At 72.6% G+C, this 16,283-nt stretch carries 12 protein-coding genes, 1 tRNA gene, 2 pseudogenes and 1 riboswitch; of the genes and pseudogenes, 6 read left to right on the top strand and 9 right to left on the bottom strand.

Annotation, left to right across the window (positions count from 1 at the left end; genetic code table 11):
* Positions 1-345: 345 nt before the first annotated feature.
* Entirely contained in the window at positions 346-2,424 is a 2,079-nt protein-coding gene (locus ABZV31_RS30535; protein ID WP_355900086.1) for an asparagine synthase-related protein, read from the bottom strand.
* Between the two features lie 683 nt (positions 2,425-3,107).
* Between ABZV31_RS30535 and ABZV31_RS30530 the strand changes: the two genes are divergently transcribed.
* The 4 genes from ABZV31_RS30530 to ABZV31_RS30515 all read left to right on the top strand — a co-directional run bounded on the left by ABZV31_RS30530 (position 3,108) and on the right by ABZV31_RS30515 (position 8,432).
* Complete coding sequence (locus tag ABZV31_RS30530) at positions 3,108-4,532, top strand: MFS transporter (RefSeq protein ID WP_355900084.1); 1,425 nt, start codon at positions 3,108-3,110, stop codon at positions 4,530-4,532.
* A 66-nt stretch (positions 4,533-4,598) separates the two neighbouring features.
* The gene (lhgO, locus tag ABZV31_RS30525; RefSeq protein ID WP_355900082.1) at positions 4,599-5,840 is read left to right on the top strand and encodes an L-2-hydroxyglutarate oxidase; all 1,242 of its coding nucleotides are present in this window, start codon (positions 4,599-4,601) and stop codon (positions 5,838-5,840) included.
* Positions 5,841-6,118: 278 nt separating this feature from the next.
* Positions 6,119-7,042 carry a tRNA (guanosine(46)-N7)-methyltransferase TrmB gene (trmB, locus tag ABZV31_RS30520; protein ID WP_355900080.1) on the top strand — a complete coding sequence of 308 codons (924 nt, stop codon included), beginning with the start codon at positions 6,119-6,121 and terminating at the stop codon, positions 7,040-7,042.
* 61 nt (positions 7,043-7,103) lie between these two features.
* Complete coding sequence (locus ABZV31_RS30515) at positions 7,104-8,432, top strand: PrsW family intramembrane metalloprotease (protein WP_355900078.1); 1,329 nt, start codon at positions 7,104-7,106, stop codon at positions 8,430-8,432.
* 104 nt (positions 8,433-8,536) lie between these two features.
* On the opposite strand, the pseudogene ABZV31_RS30510 reads toward ABZV31_RS30515, so the two are convergent.
* From ABZV31_RS30510 to ABZV31_RS30490, 5 genes and pseudogenes are all read right to left on the bottom strand, one after another.
* A pseudogene (locus ABZV31_RS30510) lies at positions 8,537-8,740 on the bottom strand (aldo/keto reductase); the annotation flags it as partial.
* A gap of 132 nt (positions 8,741-8,872) precedes the next feature.
* The gene (locus ABZV31_RS30505; RefSeq protein WP_355900076.1) at positions 8,873-9,904 is read right to left on the bottom strand and encodes a M23 family metallopeptidase; all 1,032 of its coding nucleotides are present in this window, start codon (positions 9,902-9,904) and stop codon (positions 8,873-8,875) included.
* Between the two features lie 11 nt (positions 9,905-9,915).
* Positions 9,916-10,077: riboswitch (cyclic di-AMP (ydaO/yuaA leader) on the bottom strand.
* A gap of 234 nt (positions 10,078-10,311) precedes the next feature.
* Positions 10,312-11,586, bottom strand: a complete 1,275-nt coding sequence (locus ABZV31_RS30500) for a PP2C family protein-serine/threonine phosphatase (protein ID WP_355900074.1) — start codon at positions 11,584-11,586, stop codon at positions 10,312-10,314.
* A gap of 203 nt (positions 11,587-11,789) precedes the next feature.
* A tRNA-Met gene (locus ABZV31_RS30495) sits at positions 11,790-11,863 on the bottom strand.
* A 99-nt stretch (positions 11,864-11,962) separates the two neighbouring features.
* Positions 11,963-13,093, bottom strand: a complete 1,131-nt coding sequence (locus ABZV31_RS30490) for a dihydrofolate reductase family protein (protein ID WP_355900072.1) — start codon at positions 13,091-13,093, stop codon at positions 11,963-11,965.
* A gap of 65 nt (positions 13,094-13,158) precedes the next feature.
* Here ABZV31_RS30490 and ABZV31_RS30485 point away from each other — a divergent pair, with 65 nt between their 5' ends.
* Both ABZV31_RS30485 and ribA read left to right on the top strand, forming a co-directional pair.
* Positions 13,159-13,674 (top strand): MarR family transcriptional regulator, encoded by a 516-nt coding sequence (locus ABZV31_RS30485; protein WP_355900070.1) that lies wholly within the window; start codon positions 13,159-13,161, stop codon positions 13,672-13,674.
* A gap of 315 nt (positions 13,675-13,989) precedes the next feature.
* On the top strand, positions 13,990-14,691 hold the full coding sequence (gene ribA, locus ABZV31_RS30480) for a GTP cyclohydrolase II (RefSeq protein WP_355900068.1): 702 nt from the start codon (positions 13,990-13,992) through the stop codon (positions 14,689-14,691).
* 66 nt (positions 14,692-14,757) lie between these two features.
* On the opposite strand, the gene ABZV31_RS30475 is transcribed toward ribA, so the two are convergent.
* The 3 genes and pseudogenes from ABZV31_RS30475 to ABZV31_RS30465 all read right to left on the bottom strand — a co-directional run.
* The gene (locus ABZV31_RS30475; RefSeq protein ID WP_355900066.1) at positions 14,758-15,318 is read right to left on the bottom strand and encodes an NADPH-dependent FMN reductase; all 561 of its coding nucleotides are present in this window, start codon (positions 15,316-15,318) and stop codon (positions 14,758-14,760) included.
* A gap of 123 nt (positions 15,319-15,441) precedes the next feature.
* Positions 15,442-15,780 carry a hypothetical protein gene (locus ABZV31_RS30470; RefSeq protein ID WP_355900064.1) on the bottom strand — a complete coding sequence of 113 codons (339 nt, stop codon included), beginning with the start codon at positions 15,778-15,780 and terminating at the stop codon, positions 15,442-15,444.
* A 45-nt stretch (positions 15,781-15,825) separates the two neighbouring features.
* A pseudogene (locus ABZV31_RS30465) lies at positions 15,826-16,045 on the bottom strand (DNA mismatch repair protein MutT); the annotation flags it as partial.
* Positions 16,046-16,283: the final 238 nt, after the last annotated feature.

Below are 16,283 nucleotides of genomic sequence, written 5' to 3'. Positions count from 1 at the left end.
CTCGGCGGCGCAGCGGTCGACGGGGAGGGTCGCGCGGGCGGTGGCCTCGATGCGTTCTGCCGTCCTGCGCTCCGGCATGGGGCGCGGGCGTCCGTCGCGCCAGTGGTCGGCGGCGACGGGCAGTCGGACCGCGCGCGGCAGGTCGCCGAGCCGGGCCATCGGCTCGGCCGCCATGTCCACGAGCGCCGCCGTGACCGCCTCCGAGCACCGCTGCTCCACGGCCTCGCGCAGGGCGTCCACCGGCATCGGCAGCCCGTGCTCCGGGCCGGACTCGCCGACCGTGACGAGGGCGTCGGTCGCGCTCAGCACCGCCTGGAACCACAACCCACCCCCAGGCGCACCGGTTCAGCCGCCGGAGGCCAACACCCCCCTCTGCGGCGCAATCCCCGCCGGCACCGCACGCGCGCGTGCCGGTGTGCCTGTCCAGCACGTGCCTCTGCGGGCCAGCAGCCGGCGCAGCCACACCTCCAGGGATACCAGGTCCGCCAAGCCGTCCAGCGGCAGCGGTTCCCCCTCCGCCGCGCCCCGCAGCGCCTTCCGTACCACCCGCGCCTCCACCAGCCCCGCCTCCGCGAGCAGCGGCGTGGCGAAGAGGGCCATCAGGGAGTCCGCGGCCACCCGCAGCCCCGTCCGGGCCGCCACGGCCGACGACGCGTGCGAGGGGGCGCCCCAGCCGGGCGGCAGCTCCCCCACCCCGGCGCCCTCCAGGACCGTCCGCAGGATCGCCGCCCGCGCCCCCGGCTGCACCCGCAGCGCCTCCGGCAGGGCCCGGCACGCGCGGACGACCTGGTTGTCGAGGAACGGCGCGTGCAGCCGCTGGGAGCGGATCTCGGCGGCCTGCTCCAGGACACGGAGGTCCGCCGCGTGCCGGGCCAGGGCCGCACGCGCGCGATAGTCGCCCGGTCGCTGGCCCGGGCCGACTCCGGAGCGGCTCGTCGCCCCTTGCAGGCGAACCGATACTTCAGCCAGCGCCTCCCCGGTCAGCCACCGCGCCGCCGGCCCGGGTCTGGCCCAGGTGAGCGCGGCGAGCGACGCCCCCACGGCACCTCCGGGCTCGTCGAAGCGGCGGTGCAGCAACCGGTCGGCGAGCATCTCCAGGCCCGCCCGGTACGGCGTCCGCGCCAGCCGCCGCGCCGCGCTGTACACGCGCGCGGGGACCATCACCGACCCGTCGGCCTTGGCGAGCGCGGCGACGGGACGTACGAGCTTGCGCCGCTTCCGGTCCATCAGCAGGTCGGCCAGGCGCGCCGGATGCGCGTCCAGGACCTGGCGGGCGCCGTACCCGGTGAAGTGGTCCGCGCTGCCCGACGCCAGACGGGCGCGGTGGCGTGCCGCCGTCACCAGGGACGGACCCGGTTCGTCCGTCAGCGGGCCGTCCAGGTCGGCGTACGGCAGGACTTCCTCGCCGCCCGTCACCACCACGTGGTGCAGGCGGGGGTTGGCCGCGAGCGTCCCGGCCCGCTCCAGCTCGGCCTCGCGCCCGCCGGTGGCGAGGTCGTTGAAGGTCACGGCGAGCAGGCGCTCGCCGGCCCCCGTGCCGTGGCCCAGGAGCGTCCCCGGCATGCCCGGCAGGCCGGCGGCCAGCAGCGCGAGCGTCCCGGAGGCCGGTCCGCCCGACAGATCCGCTCCGATCCCCGGCGCCGGCATGCCGCGGGCCGCGCGGCGCTCGGCGGGCCCCATGCCGGGCACCGGCCCGGGGTCGATGTCGGGCACGTGCCGCGGCGCGGAGAGGCGGGCCCGGACGGCCTCGACCAGTGCGTCCCGCACGGCGTCGACCGCGCTGTCCGGGTCGGCCGGGGGCGCCGCCACCGCGAGCGAGGCGACCGGCTCGTACCCGGCGATCTCGCGGGCCCCGGCGCGCAGGATCAGCGCGTGCCCCGGCGGAACACGCCGCACACCGTCGTACGGCGTCGAGTCGTGCAGCGCGGCCGGCACGTCGGGAGCGGCGAGCAGCGCGGCGAGGTGGCCGAAGTCGAGGTTGGCCTCGATGAGGTCGGCCAGCGGCAGCGCGGCCGTCGCGTACGCCGTGCCGTCGGCCCAGGGCGTGTAGAACACCGGGCGGGCGCCCGCGAGGTCGCCGCAGACGGTGATGCGCCGGCCCACCTGGACGACGGCCGTGTAGCTGCCCGACCAGGCCGTCAGATGGCGCAGGGCCCCGCCGCGCGCGGCGAGCAGGCCGACCCGCAGCTGTTCGTCGGAGGCGCCGCAGGTGCCGAGGACCGCGATCCTGGTCTGGGTGTCGGCCTTCACCAGGCGGACCTCGTCCGGACGCCAGTCGCCCACCGCCCACAGCGGATCCGGGTCGCCCCACAGGAGTTGGGAGCCCACCGGATGCACGGTCTCCCCGTCGTGTCCGGTGGCGCCCGCGGAGCCGATCCGGGCGGCTCCCGCGGCGGTGCTGCTCCATCCCACCAACCACCGCATCGACGCCTCCACAGCCTGTGGACAACCAGTGCACCGTACGAACAGGGTCACCATGCTGCCACGAAGGACGCGCGCCGGCGGGGAGGCGGAGCCGCCTTCGATCCATTGCGCGCGCCCCTGCGCGCCTGCTCGGGCGCAGGCGAACACCCTTACCGGGCAAGGCCGCCGCGACCTGAATGCGCCCCCCGATGCGCTCCTCTCAACACCCTTCGCGCCGTCAAGTGCCGTGGTAGGAGCCGCAATCGGCGGCGAGAAGTGGGGTCGATTTTCAGCCAAATCGACGTTGGGGGGACAGACGTGCGCACGCTCCGTACACGCTCTGCGCACCGCACGGACAACGCGCAGTCCGGGAGGCGGAGTTCGCCTCCCGGACCGTTCCGCCGCCCGCGGGGATGAAGGCGGCGGTGTCCCCCAGCCCACTGGATCCAGTACAGCGGGCCGACCCACGCACAGCCATGGAACCGCTCCCCCGGTGGCCGGAGAAGAGCGCACGGACGGGCGCACGGCCACACACCGGGGGCACGCCGCAACACTGCGTGCATGGCGACGTACTTCGGCACGGACCACAATCCCGCCATCCGGAAGAATGCCCCTTAACGCTTGGGATGCGGCGAACTACGCTGGGTTTACGAATGCCGCGTGGTTATGCCAGCGCGGCAGCCGTCTGTGTCGAGGGGTGGCGCATGTCCAGGGAGCAACGCGGGCCGAACGAAAAGCTCGGCGCCGTTCTCGCCCTCGCGGGAATCAGCAACGCAGGACTCGCGCGACGCGTCAACGACCTTGGCGCTCAACGCGGGTTGACTCTTCGCTACGACAAGACCTCGGTGGCGCGCTGGGTGTCGAAGGGGATGGTGCCGCAGGGTGCGGCGCCCCATCTCATCGCGGCCGCCATCGGCCAGAAGCTCGGCCGCCCGGTGCCGCTCCACGAGATCGGCCTGGCGGACGCGGATCCCGCACCGGAAGTGGGCCTCGCCTTCCCCAGGGACGTCGGTCAGGCCGTGAAGTCGGCGACGGAGCTGTACCGTCTCGACCTCGCCGGCCGCCGGGCCGGCTCCGGCGGCATCTGGCAGTCGCTGGCCGGTTCGTTCGCAGTGAGCGCATACGCAACGCCCGCCTCACGGTGGCTGATAACCCCGGCCGACAGTTCGGTGGCGCGCGAGGCGAACCCCGCGGAGGGCTCCGGCGCACCGATCAAAGTCGGCCACAGCGACGTGCAGAAGCTGCGGGAGGCCGCTGAGGACGCCAGGCGCTGGGACTCCAAGTACGGAGGCGGCGACTGGCGTTCGTCGATGGTGCCGGAGTGCCTGAGGGTGGAGGCGGCGCCGCTGCTGCTCGGCTCGTACTCCGACGAGGTCGGCAGGGCGCTGTTCGGCGCGGCCGCCGAACTGACCCGCCTGGCGGGCTGGATGGCCTTCGACACCGGCCAGCAGGAGGCCGCGCAGCGCTACTACATCCAGGCCCTGCGCCTGGCCCGCGCGGCCGCCGACGTCCCCCTCGGGGGCTACGTCCTGGCCTCCATGTCCCTCCAGGCGACCTACCGCGGCTTCGGCGACGAGGGCGTCGACCTCGCGCAGGCCGCGCTGGAGCGCAACCGCGGCCTGGCCACGGCCCGCACCATGAGTTTCTTCCGCCTCGTCGAGGCACGCGCGCACGCGCGTGCGGGTGACGCCCAGACAGCCGGCGCGGCCCTGAAGGCGGCCGAGGGCTGGCTGGAGCGGTCCCGCGAGGGTGACAACGACCCGTCCTGGCTCGGCTTCTACTCCTACGACCGGTTCGCCGCGGACGCCGCCGAGTGCTACCGCGACCTGAAGGCACCGCGCCAGGTGCGCCGCTTCACCGAGCAGGCGCTGTCGAAGCCGACGGAGGAGTTCGTGCGCTCGCACGGCCTCCGGCTGGTCGTCTCGGCGGTCGCCGAACTGGAGTCGGGCAACCTGGACGCGGCGTGCGAGCAGGGCGTCCGGGCGGTGGAGGTCGCCGGGCGCATCTCGTCCGCGCGCACCACGGAGTACGTCAAGGACCTTCTCCACCGGCTGGAGCCGTACGGCGACGAACCGCGCGTGGTCGAGCTGCGGGAGCGCGCACGGCCGCTGCTGATGGCGCCGGCCTGAGCCTGTCCGGGCACCGGGCGCCCACGGACGCGCCTCCCGGGGTTTCAGCGCATTGTCAGTGGCGCAGTGCACTATCGAAGCCGGGAGGTGGAGCTGGTGCAGCGGGAGATCGATTACGACTGTGACGTGCTGGTGATCGGGGGCGGGATCGTCGGCCTGTCGACGGCGTACGCGATCACGCGCGCCGCGCCGGGCACGCGGGTGACGGTGCTGGAGAAGGAGCCGGGGCCGGCCCGGCACCAGACGGGGCGCAACAGCGGCGTCATCCACAGCGGGATCTACTACCGGCCGGGCTCGCTGAAGGCGCGGTACGCGGTGCGGGGCGCCGCCGAGATGATCAAGTTCTGCGCGGAGTACGGCATCGCCCACGCCGTCACCGGCAAGCTGATCGTCGCGACCGAGCGGGAGGAGCTGCCGCGGCTGCACGCGCTCGTGCAGCGCGGCCGGGAGAACGGCATCCCGGTGCGGGAGCTGGGCGCGGCCCAGATCGCGGAGTACGAGCCGGAGGTGCGCGGGCTGGCCGCGATCCACGTGGGGACGACGGGGATCTGCGACTTCGTGGGGGTCGCGCGGCAGCTGGCGCACGCGTCGGGGGCGGAGATCCGGTATGGCGCCCGGGTCGTACGGGTGGACCGGCGGCCGGAACTGGGCGTGGCCGTACGGACGGCGCGGGGTGACGTCGTCCGCGGGCGGGTGCTGGTCAACTGCGCCGGGCTGTACTGCGACGAGGTGGCGCGGCTGACCGGGGACGAGCCGGGGGTGCGGATCGTGCCGTTCCGGGGGGAGTACTACGAGCTGGCACGGCCGGAGCTGGTGCGGGGGCTGGTGTATCCGGTGCCGGATCCGGCGTTTCCGTTCCTCGGGGTGCATCTGACCAGAGGGATCGACGGGGGTGTGCACATCGGACCCAATGCGGTGCCGGCACTGGCACGGGAGGGGTACGGGTGGGGGGTCGTACGGCCTCGGGAACTGGCGGGGACGCTGACCTGGCCGGGCGCGTGGCGGATCGCGCGGCGGCACTGGCGGTACGGGGCGGGGGAGCTGCGGCGATCGGTGTCGAAGGAGGCGTTCACGGAGGCGGTGCGGAGGTTGTTGCCGGCCGTCGCGGAGGGGGATCTGGTGCCGGCGGCTGCGGGGGTGCGGGCGCAGGCGGTGCTGCGGGACGGCACGCTGGTGGACGACTTTCTGATTCGGCAGGGGCCCCGGGCGGTGCATGTTCTCAATGCGCCGAGTCCTGCGGCGACCGCGTCCTTGCCGATCGGGCGGGAGGTGGCGCGGAGGGCGTTGGCCCTGCTCGCGTCGGCGTAAGGGTGCGCGGCGCTGCTGCCGCCATCGCGCTGTTCCGCCTCCTCCGCCTCCTCCTCCCCCTCCGCCTCCTCCTCCCCCTCCTCCCCCTCCGCCTCCTCCTCCCCCTCCTCCCCCTCCGCCTCCTCCTCCCCCTGCCCTTCCCGTCCCTGGGGCCCGCGCTCCCAGCCCCCCGCTTCGGCCCGCACGGCCTCGTCCTCAACCGCCGGACCGGCTGGACAGCAGGCCCGAGCTGCAGAAACACTTCCCGCCGCCGCCATCCCCGTAAAATCGACCCCACTGTGTCTGACTCCCTGAACACCCCCGAAGCTCCCGGATCCCCCCGGCCCTCCTCCGGTGACGAGCCCGTCACCGGCACCGGCGAGCCGGCCGGTCACACCCCCGGCGAGTCCGCTCGGCGCACCCGGGCCAAGGGACAGCCGCGCTTTCCCGACGGGCCCAGGGCCGATCCGGCCGGATCGCACTTCGAGCGGCGGATTCGGAGTTTTCAGCCACGGCGGAGTCGGGTGACGGCGGGGCAGGCGGACGCGTTGCAGCGGCTGTGGCCCGAGTGGGGGCTGGACATCGACGGGCAGCGGGTGATCGATCTCGCCGAGCTGTTCGGGAACACCAACCCCGTCGTGCTGGAGATCGGGTTCGGGATGGGGGAGGCCACGGCCCAGATGGCGGCCGCGGACCCCGGCACCAACATCCTCACCGTCGACGTGCACACCCCCGGCCAGGGCAACCTGCTCAAGCTCGCCGACCGGAACGGGCTCACCAACATCCGCGTCGGCAACGGCGACGCCGTCATCCTGCTGCGCAAGATGCTCACCCCGGACTCGCTGGACGGGCTGCGCGTCTACTTCCCCGACCCCTGGCCCAAGAAGCGGCACCACAAGCGGCGGCTGATCCAGCCGGAGTTCCTCACGCTGGCCGCCTCCCGGCTCAGGCCGGGTGCGCTTGTCCACCTCGCGACCGACTGGGAGCCGTACGCCGAACAGATGCTCGAAGTGCTGACCGCGCACCCCGACTTCGAGAACACGCAGCCCGGCGGCGGTTTCGCGCCCCGCCCCGAGTTCCGGCCGCTGACCCGTTTCGAGCGCCAGGGACTGGACAAGGGTCATGTGGTGAACGATCTGCTCTTCCGTCGCGTACAGCACGAAGAGCAGCACCAGGAGCAACCGTCGGACCAGCCCCCCACCGAGCGCCTCGACCGCGACTGACCGGTCCTCCCCGCCCGAGGTACCGTCGCGGGCGGCGCCCTCCCTCGTTAGGGTCAATGCCGTGGCCACCTGCCCCCCGTACCCGATGCACCCCAGCGGTCCCGCCGACGGCGCACCGCGGCACGCGCACTGGTGGCAGCAGCGATGGGTGCGTTACGGCGCCCTCACCACCCTGCTCGCGCTCTCCGGGCTCGTCATCCTCGCCCTGGTGCGCGAACAGACCGGCACCGAGGGCTTCCTGGTCGGGCTCGGGCTCGCCGTCCTGCCCGTACCGCTGCTCATAGCCGCCTTCCGCTGGCTGGACCGGGTCGAGCCCGGCCCCTGGCCGAACATGCTGTTCGCGTTCGCCTGGGGCGCCTGCGCGGCGGCGCTGATAGCGATCGTCGCCAACAGCTTCGCGACGAAATGGATAGCGACGGCGACCGCCGACCCGGCCGGCGCGGACACCCTGGGCGCGACCGTGATAGCGCCCGTCGTGGAGGAGTCCGCGAAGGCCGCCGCCGTCTTACTGCTCTTCCTGTTCCGCGGACGCGACTTCACCGGCATCGTCGACGGGGTCGTCATCGCCGGGGTGACCGCCACCGGCTTCGCGTTCACCGAGAACATCCTCTACCTCGGCACCGCCTTCGGTACCGACCAGCTCACCGGCGGCCGGGGCATCGCCTCCGTCACCGCGGCGACCTTCTTCGTGCGTGTCGTCATGTCGCCGTTCGCGCACCCGTTGTTCACCGTGCTCACCGGCATCGGCTTCGGCGTCGCCGCGCGCTGCGGAGACCGCCAGCATGTGCGGCGCGTACTGCTGCCGCTGTCCGGACTGCTGCTCGCGATGAGCATGCACGCCTTCTGGAACGGCTCCTCGACCTTCGGCGACTACGGCTTCTTCGCCGTCTACGGGGCGTTCATGGTGCCCGCGTTCGGGCTGCTGACCTGGCTGGTGATCTGGACGCGGCAGCGGGAGCTGCGGACCGTGCGCGAGGAGCTGCCCGCCTACGCCGCCGCCGGATGGCTGGCACCGGCCGAGCCGTTCGCCCTCGGCTCCATGCGGGCGCGCAGGCTGGCCCGGGAGTACGCCGGGCACCACTTCGGGAAGCCGGCGGCGCGGGCGGTCGCCCAGTACGAGGCGTACGCGACCTCGCTGGCGTTCCTGCGGCACCGGGGGCGCCGGGGGCGGGCCGGGGCCGACTTCGTCGTACGGGAACGGGAGTTGCTGCACGAGCTGTGGCGGCGGCGGGAGGTGGCCCGGCCGGCGTTGGACCACGCGGCGCGGGCCACGGCTCCTCCGGTTCCGGTGGCTGCGGGGCCATGGCCGGTGTACGGGGTGTACGGGTATCCGGCGGCGCCGTATCCCCCGTACAACCCGTACACCCCGTACAACCCGTACCGGTCGTAGCGGAGAGGCTACGCCGACGCCTCCGGGCGACGACGATGTCGGAGCGGTTGCCGCGCTGCTTCACCCTCCCCCAAGCTCTTCGAGCAGGGGGACCCCCAGCCGGTGATCGTCTCGGACTCGCCGCCCCGGTTGCCCTCGACCCACGCCGAGTAGGAGTCGGCGGTGTCGACGAAGTTGCCGCCGGCAGCCGTGTACGCGTCGAGGACGGCGAAGGACTGCGCCTCGTCGGCGGTCCAGCCGAAGACGTTGCCGCCGAGGGCGGGGAAGACCTCGAGGTCGGACGTGCCCAGCTTGCGTGGAGAAGTCATGACCAGCATCAACACCCATGCCGGAGGGGCCCATTCCGCCGACTCCCGCAAAGGTTGCGCGAACACCTGACCGGCAGCCCTGACGTCGGGGGGGCGCCGTCAGGACCGCCGGGGATCAGGGAAGGGCAGGTGTCAGGGGTTGAGGCCCTTGCCCCGAAGCCACGTCATCGGGTCGATCCCGGTGGCCTGGCCGTCGGGGTGGACCTCCAGGTGCAGGTGCGGCCCGGTGACGTTGCCGGTGGCGCCCACGCGGCCGATGACGTCGCCCGTGCCGACCTTCTGGCCGACCTTGACGCTGATCGACGACTGGTGGCAGAACCACAGCTCGGTGCCGTCGTCGAGGGTGAGGATCGTGCGGTAGCCGTAGGCGCCGGCCCAACCTGCCTCGGTGATGGTGCCGCTGTGGATCGCCTTGATCAGGGTGCCTGTGGGCGCGGCGAAGTCGAGGCCGGTGTGGTAGCCGGAGGACCACATGGAGCCGGCCTGGCCGAAGATACCGGTGATGGTGTACGAGGAGGTCGGCAGCGTGTACTGCTTGGCCAGCTCGGCCAGGCGCTCGGCCTCGGCCTTCTTCTTGGCCTCCTCCTCCGCCTTCTGCTTGGCGGCGGCGGCCTTGGCCTCGGCCGCCTTCGCCGCCTTGGCGGCCGCCTCGTCGGCCTGCTTGGCGGCGGCGGCCTCCGCGGCCGCCTCGGCCTTGGTGTCGACCTGGACCTGCTGCAGATCGGCCTGGGCCATGATGCGGTTGCGCAGCGCCTCGCCGGCGTCGGCGGTGCCCTGGGCGGTGTCGGCGGAGGTCACGCCGACGGTGCTGAGCGCGGTCGCGGAGCCCTTCGGGGCGTCGGAGGAGTCGCTGAGCAGGGAGTCCACGGAGGGCAGGTCGGGCAGGGAGATGGACACCGGCGGCTTGCCGGTCTGCGCACTGGCCATGCCGCCCGCGCCGACGGCGGCTATGACACCTACGCCGAGGACGGTGGAGCTGCGGGCGAGCCCGCCGCCGCGCTGCTTGGTGACGCGATGCCGGCCGCGTACGGGGCGGATGGACTCCTCGGTGGGGTTCCATTCCTCCCAGGGGCCCTCGTCGGTGCGGTGGCTGCCGTAGCCGAAGGTCTCGGTGCGCTGGCTCGGCACGAACGGGGCTTGGGGAGCGGGCCGGTTGGACGCCACGTGGGCGTACTCCTTTCCTTCCTTCTCGCCTACCGGGTTAGCTGACGGGTTCGGAGCAGGAAGGTCTCCTACGCGCGTAACCCAGCCGTGCGGTCACGGCGGATGACGCCCGATTCACCCCAAGGTGATGGTTGGTTCCCCGGTTCCCTGACGGGATTCGGCAGGTGCGCACGGAGCCGCCTCTTGTGACGGCTGGGACGACCGCGCTGCGTTATCGAACGTTAATAGACCCGAGGCGCGGATTCCAAGCCGTTCGGCTTGATCATTAAACCTTTTTGGCCTGGACGTACGGGCCATGAGTGGTGAAAAGCGGGCGAGTTGGCCAGGACCCAGGAGCGTGACCACTTATGACGGTGTGTCAGTTGTTATGCTCACCGGGACCGTTCGATCACGTCGCGTGACAATGATCAGGGGCGCCGTACGGCGAGCAGTGCCATGTCGTCCGTCATGCCGCCCCCGGAGTGCCGACGCACCTCCGCCGCGAGGGTGCCGAGCAGCGTGCCCGGGTCGCCGAACGTCCGGCCGTCGAGGCGCCGTTCGAGGTCGTAGAAGCGGCCGCGGGCGTCGCGGGCCTCGGACAGGCCGTCGGTGTGGAAGAGCATCATGGCTCCGGCGGGAAACCCGGTCTCCTCGGCACGGTCGGGCCAGATGCCCAGGTCTCCCATGCCGAGCGGTAGCCCGGGGTCGCGGGCCGGCAGCGTGCGCAGGGTGCCGTCCGCATACAGCAGCAGCGGCGGCGGATGGCCGCGGTTGACGATCCGCACCACTGTGCCGTCGTGGAGGATCTCGGCGAGGACGGCGGTGGTGAACCCCTCGAAGGCGTCGATCCCTTCGCGCCGCGAAGCCTCGCGCGCCAGCGCCCGCTCCAGCCGCTGCGCCACCGCCTCCAGCGTGCGCTCCTGCTCGGCGGCTTCCCGGAAGGCCCCGATGACCACGGCCACGGCCGCCACCGCTCCCATGCCCTTGCCGCGCACGTCGCCGACGACGAGCCGGACGCCGTGCGGGCTGTCCTGCACCGCGTACAGGTCGCCGCCGATGAACGCGTCCGCCTGCGCCGCCTCGTAGCGGGCCGCGATGTCCAGTCCGCCGATCCGCCCCGCGGGCTCGGGCAGCACCGCGCGCTGCGCGGCCTCGGCGATCTCACGGGCGGAGGCGAGCCGCTCGTCGCTGCGGCGCACGAGGAGGTTGATCAGCACGGCCAGGACGGCGACCGTCGCCACGGTGACCAGTTCGGTGACCGCGTGGACGTGGAGGACGACGCCGAGCCTGACGTGCAGGGCGAGGACGACAGCGACCGCCGCGACCCCCGTGAGCGCGGTGGCCCGCCGGGACAGCAGGGGGGCAGCGACCAGGGGTGCGGCCGTGAAGAAGGGAGCCGCGGTGAACTCCGACGGGGTGAGGCAGTCGTAGCAGGCGCCGGCGACGAGCAGCAGCGCCGGGAGCATCAGCACGAAGGCGCGCGCACACGAGATCCGCCTCCGCTCGCCCTCTTCGGGCGGGACGGGAGCCGGGCTGTCGCCGAGCCCGGGGTCGGGGACGGGGTCGCCGGGCAGCCGCCCGCCGGCTCTGGCGTACGGGCCGAGGCCTGCGTCACGGGACCCGTGGTCGTACGGTGCGAGGCCGTTGCCGCGGGATGCGAGGTCGTACGGCCCCTCACCCTCCACGTCACCTGGCCACACCACTCGACTCCTGCCGCACACGCCGAACGCCGGTCTCCGCCCGTCCAGGTTTCCCGGACCCGGTGCGGGGAGCGAGCCGTGTGGGCCGACCGGATGACCGTGTGTGAGGAGGAACACGTACGCAGACCCCGGGGCCCCGTGCGCGAGCACGGGAGAAACACTCAGGGCCGGAATCCCGTGATCGGATTCCGGCCCTGAGCCTTCAGTAGCGGGGACAGGATTTGAACCTGCGACCTCTGGGTTATGAGCCCAGCGAGCTACCGAGCTGCTCCACCCCGCGTCGTTGTGTCTCCAGTGTACGCCATGCGCAGGACAGGTTGTGCACGCATGTATGTCCGCGCCGCTTCCCCGGCCGTTTTCGGTCGGCGGAGCCGTCCGTTCAGCCCAGCAGATGCCGGTTCGGCTCCTTGGCGCGCTCCTCGAACTCCGGCAGCACGACGACCTCCGCGCCCCCGGCCGCCAGCACCCCCGCCCCGTCGGCGCCCTCGACGAACGTGTCCGGTTCCTGCCAGGCCGTGACCACCCGTCCCACCCCCGCGTCCAGAATCAACCGGGCGCAGGGGCGAGGCCGGGAGGAGCGCCGGGCGCACGGTTCCAGGCTGCTGTACACCGTTGCGCCGGCCAGCCGCGGATCCGCCGGGTCGACCTTCGCCAGCGCAGCCTCCTCCGCGTGCACGACCGGGTCCCCGCCCTCCCGGGAGTACCCCCGCGCGAGCTCGGTGCCGTCGGCGGCCACCACCACCGCCCCCACGCTGAACGCGGTCCGCGACGGCGGGCAGTGCGCCGCGAGCTCGCACGCGAGCCGGAGCCAGTGCCGGTCCGCGGGAGAGGCAAGGGAGCCGGTCCCGGGAGCGGTCGGCTCGTAGCGCATGAAAACGACGTCCCCGATGGCCCGTGTCTCCACCAGCCGCAGCCGACCACCCTGGTAGGCGCCCGCTCCGAACAGCCGCGGGGCCTCCGGGTCGCCCACGAACAGCGGGGCGAGTACGAGCTGAAGCTCGTCCGCGAGCTCCTGCTGGAGCAACTGGGTGTGGACGGCCCCCCCGCCCTCGACCATGAGCCGGCGCACCCCGCGCACGTCGTGCAGGTGCTCCAGCAGCGGCCGCCAGTCGAGTGCGGCGCCCAGCGACACGACGTCGGCGGCGACGCCGGCCCGGCGCAGCCGTTCGGCGCCCTTGTCGGTGGTGTAGACGACCTTCTCGCCGCCCGTGTGCCAGAACTGCGCGCCCGGGTCCAGGTCACCCGATCCGCTGACCGTGACCTTCAGCGGGTACTCCGGCTTCCCGGCGGCGACCCGGGCGGCCCGGCGCTCGGGCGAGTTCACCAGCAGCCGCGGATTGTCGGCGCGGATGGTGCCGGCGCCGACCAGGATCCCGTCGACGGACGCCCGCACCTCGTCGACCCGGTCGAAGTCGGCGGGGCTGGAGAGCAGCAGCCGCTCGGGGCCGGTGTCGTCCAGGTAGCCGTCGAGGGAGACGGCGGCGGACAGCAGGACGTACGGACGGGGCATCGACGCACTCTCTCTCGGAGGCGGACCGGCTTGGTTCAAGTTTGAAACAAATCTACACTTGCGGCATGACGACCCGCTGGCTCACCCCCGAGGAGCAGCGCGCCTGGCGCGCGTACATCGCCGCCACCCTTCTCCTGGAGGACGCGATCGACCGGCAGCTCCAGCAGGAGGCCGGCATGCCGCACATGTACTACTCCATCCTGTCGGTCCTCTCCGAGACACCGGAATGCCGGTTGCGCATGACCGACCTCGCCGAGCAGCTGAAGATCACGCGCAGCCGGCTGACGTACGCGGTCGCGCGCCTGGAGAAGGACGGCCTGGTCCGGCGCGAGGGCTGCCCGTCGGACAAGCGGGGCAGCATCGCGGTCCTGACGGACGAGGGCATGACGGTCCTGGAGCGCGCGGCGCCGGGCCACGTCGAGACGGTCCGCGCGCACCTCTTCGACCATCTCGCCCCGCAGCAGGTGGCTCAGCTGGAGGAGATCTTCACCGAGGTCGCGCAGGCGCTCCAGAGTGACGAGGCGGGCAGCACACCGGAGGACGTGCCGTGGCGCCGCCGGTCACCCAAGTCCTGTTCGTAGTCCTGTTCCTGGTCCTGTTCCTGGTCCTGTTCGTAGTCCTGTTCCTGGTCCTGTTCCTGGTCCTGTTCCTGGTCCTGTTCGTAGTCCTGTTCCTGGTCCTGTTCCTGGTCCTGTTCCTGGTCCTGTTCCTGGTCCTGTTCCTGGTCCTGTTCCTGGTCCTGTTCCTGACCGCCGCCACGCAGAAGGCGCCACACCACACAGCAGGCGCCACACCACTCCTCAAACAAGTTGCTTCAAATTTAAAGCAGAGAGTAGGGTCTCGATCCAAGTTCTGCTTCAAATCTGAAGCGGACACGCCGGACCCGGAGAACCCGCATGCCCGACTTCCCCGCCGCCACGCCGCGCGCCCGCGTCCGGGTACCGCTGCGCTTCCACGACGGCTACAGCGCCGACGCCGAACTGGTCACCTTCCACGGCCTGGCCGACGGCCAGGAACACGTGGCCGTCGTCCTCGGCGACCCCGGCCCCGCCGTCCCGCTGGTCCGCCTGCACTCCGAGTGCCTGACCGGCGACGTCTTCGGCTCCGCCCGCTGCGACTGCGGCCCGCAGCTGCGCGAGGCGGTGGAGCGTATCGCCGACCGCGGCGGTGTCCTGCTCCACCTCCGCCAGGAGGGCCGCGGCATCGGCCTCTACAGCAAGCTCGACGCCTACGCCCTCCAGGACCGCGGCCTGGACACCTACGAGGCGAACGCGGCCCTCGGCCTCCCCGAGGACGCCCGCGACTACACGGCGGCGGCCCAGATGCTGAAGGCCCTGGGCATCACGTCCCTGGACCTGCTCTCCAACAACCCCGACAAGGCCGAGCAACTCCGCACCCTCGGCATCGACGTCCGCGAACGCGTCCCGACGGGCGTCTTCACCACGCCCCACAACGTCCGCTACCTCCGCGCGAAGGTCCTCCAGACCCAGCACACCCTGCCGCTCGGCGAACTGACGGAGCAGACGGAGCGGACGGAGCGCAATGAGCGCACGGAACTGACGAACCTGACAGAACTGACGGAACGGAACGCGGGCTGAGCCCGGCGACCACCCTCACCCACGACGGGCCGTCGAGCGGCACACCCGGAGTTCGGGGCGCCGGAGTCACGCCCCGTCGGTCGCGGCGGTCCGACGGTGAGCCGCCACCAACTCCCCGAGCACCTCGCCGAGTCGCGCACGTACCTCCGGATCGGTGATGAGCCCGTCACTGCCGACCATCCCCCGGTCCACGGGAATCTTCGCGCAGGCCGGTTCCACGATGTCGGCGCCGGTGTAGCCCAGTACCGTCCGCAGCGTGGCCTCCGCGCCCTGGCCGCGGCCCGGGCCGGCCGCGTTGACCCAGGCAACCGGCTTGTCGCAGATCTCGGTGCCGCCGACGGTCCAGTCCAGCAGGTTCTTGAACGAACCCGGCAGAGTGCCCGCATACTCCGGGGTGCAGATCAGGACCCCGGCCGCCCGGTCGATCGCCGCCCGCAACCCGGCCACGGGAGCCGGCAACGGGTTGGTGTCGTCATCGGGGTTGAAGTGCGGAAGCTCCACCAGGCCGCCGTACAGGACGTGCGCGCCCGCGGGTCCCACGGCCTGCGCGGTGCGCAGTACGGCCTCGTTGGTGGAGCCGGATCTCAGGCTCCCCGACAGCAGCAGAATCAACGGCGGCGCAGGCACTCGCTCAACCTACTGCCTTGGCGCCGCGATCCGCCAAGGGCGGTACGCGAACGGGACCACGCGGATCATGAGGCACCAGGGCGTCAGGCCATCAGGGCACAGGTCAGGACACAGGGTGGGGCGTCAGGGCCTCAGGAAACCGTCCAGGATCCGCCCGCCGGGCCCGCCGGTCGCCCTCCCGGACGAACGCCCCGCCGTCGGACGGCATCCGGCCCCACAGCAGGAGCAGGAGATGTTCCGCGGGGCGGCGAGCGTGGCCACCGGTGCTCCCGGCCCGTCGGTCCACCAGGCGCCGGTGTCCGTGGCTTCGAGCCGCAGGGCGCACTCGGGCGGATGCGCCCGGCCCCGGGCCACCTGCCGGGGCGCCACGGTGCCGAAGACCTCGGCCACCCTCTCTCCGGCCAGTTCGGCATCGAGCGAGCAGGGGCGGCCCAGCATGAACGAGACCTGTCCGCCGAGCACAGGTCCACTGGCCCTGCCGTCGGGCCATGGTCTGTGAACATATGCCTACTTCCAGCCGTCCAGCGACACCTGCGGTCCGTCGGTGAGGTAGCGGTGAAGGGCGCCGGCAGTGGTTCTCCACGAAGTTCTGGGGGATGGCGTCGGCGTCGACCCAGCGGACCTGGGCGTGTTTGCGCGGTTCGCGGTTTTCGGGTTCGCCGGTCCATTCGTGGGCGGCGAAGACGACGGTGAGGAAGCCGTTGGGGACTTCGACGCCCCGGGCACCGTCGATAGCGACCAGCCGCAAGACGCCCTCGAACTAATCCGCCTCGCCCAGGACGGCGCCCGGCACGTCGCCGGCCCCAGGGTGCGCGCCATGCTGTACACCCCCTCGCCACCGCGCGGCCCGGCGACGTGCTTGGCGGCCGCCTCCTGCTGGGCGTGCTGACGGGCGAGGTGCCAGTGCATCGCGTAGGCGAGGTGCCAGTGCATCGCGTAGGCGACCGCGGTGAGCGCGGCGTCCA

It is taken from the genome of Streptomyces sp. NPDC005202, assembly GCF_040608235.1.
Taxonomy (GTDB): Bacteria; Actinomycetota; Actinomycetes; order Streptomycetales; family Streptomycetaceae; genus Streptomyces.
This window is presented reverse-complemented; position numbering and strand designations above follow the sequence as displayed.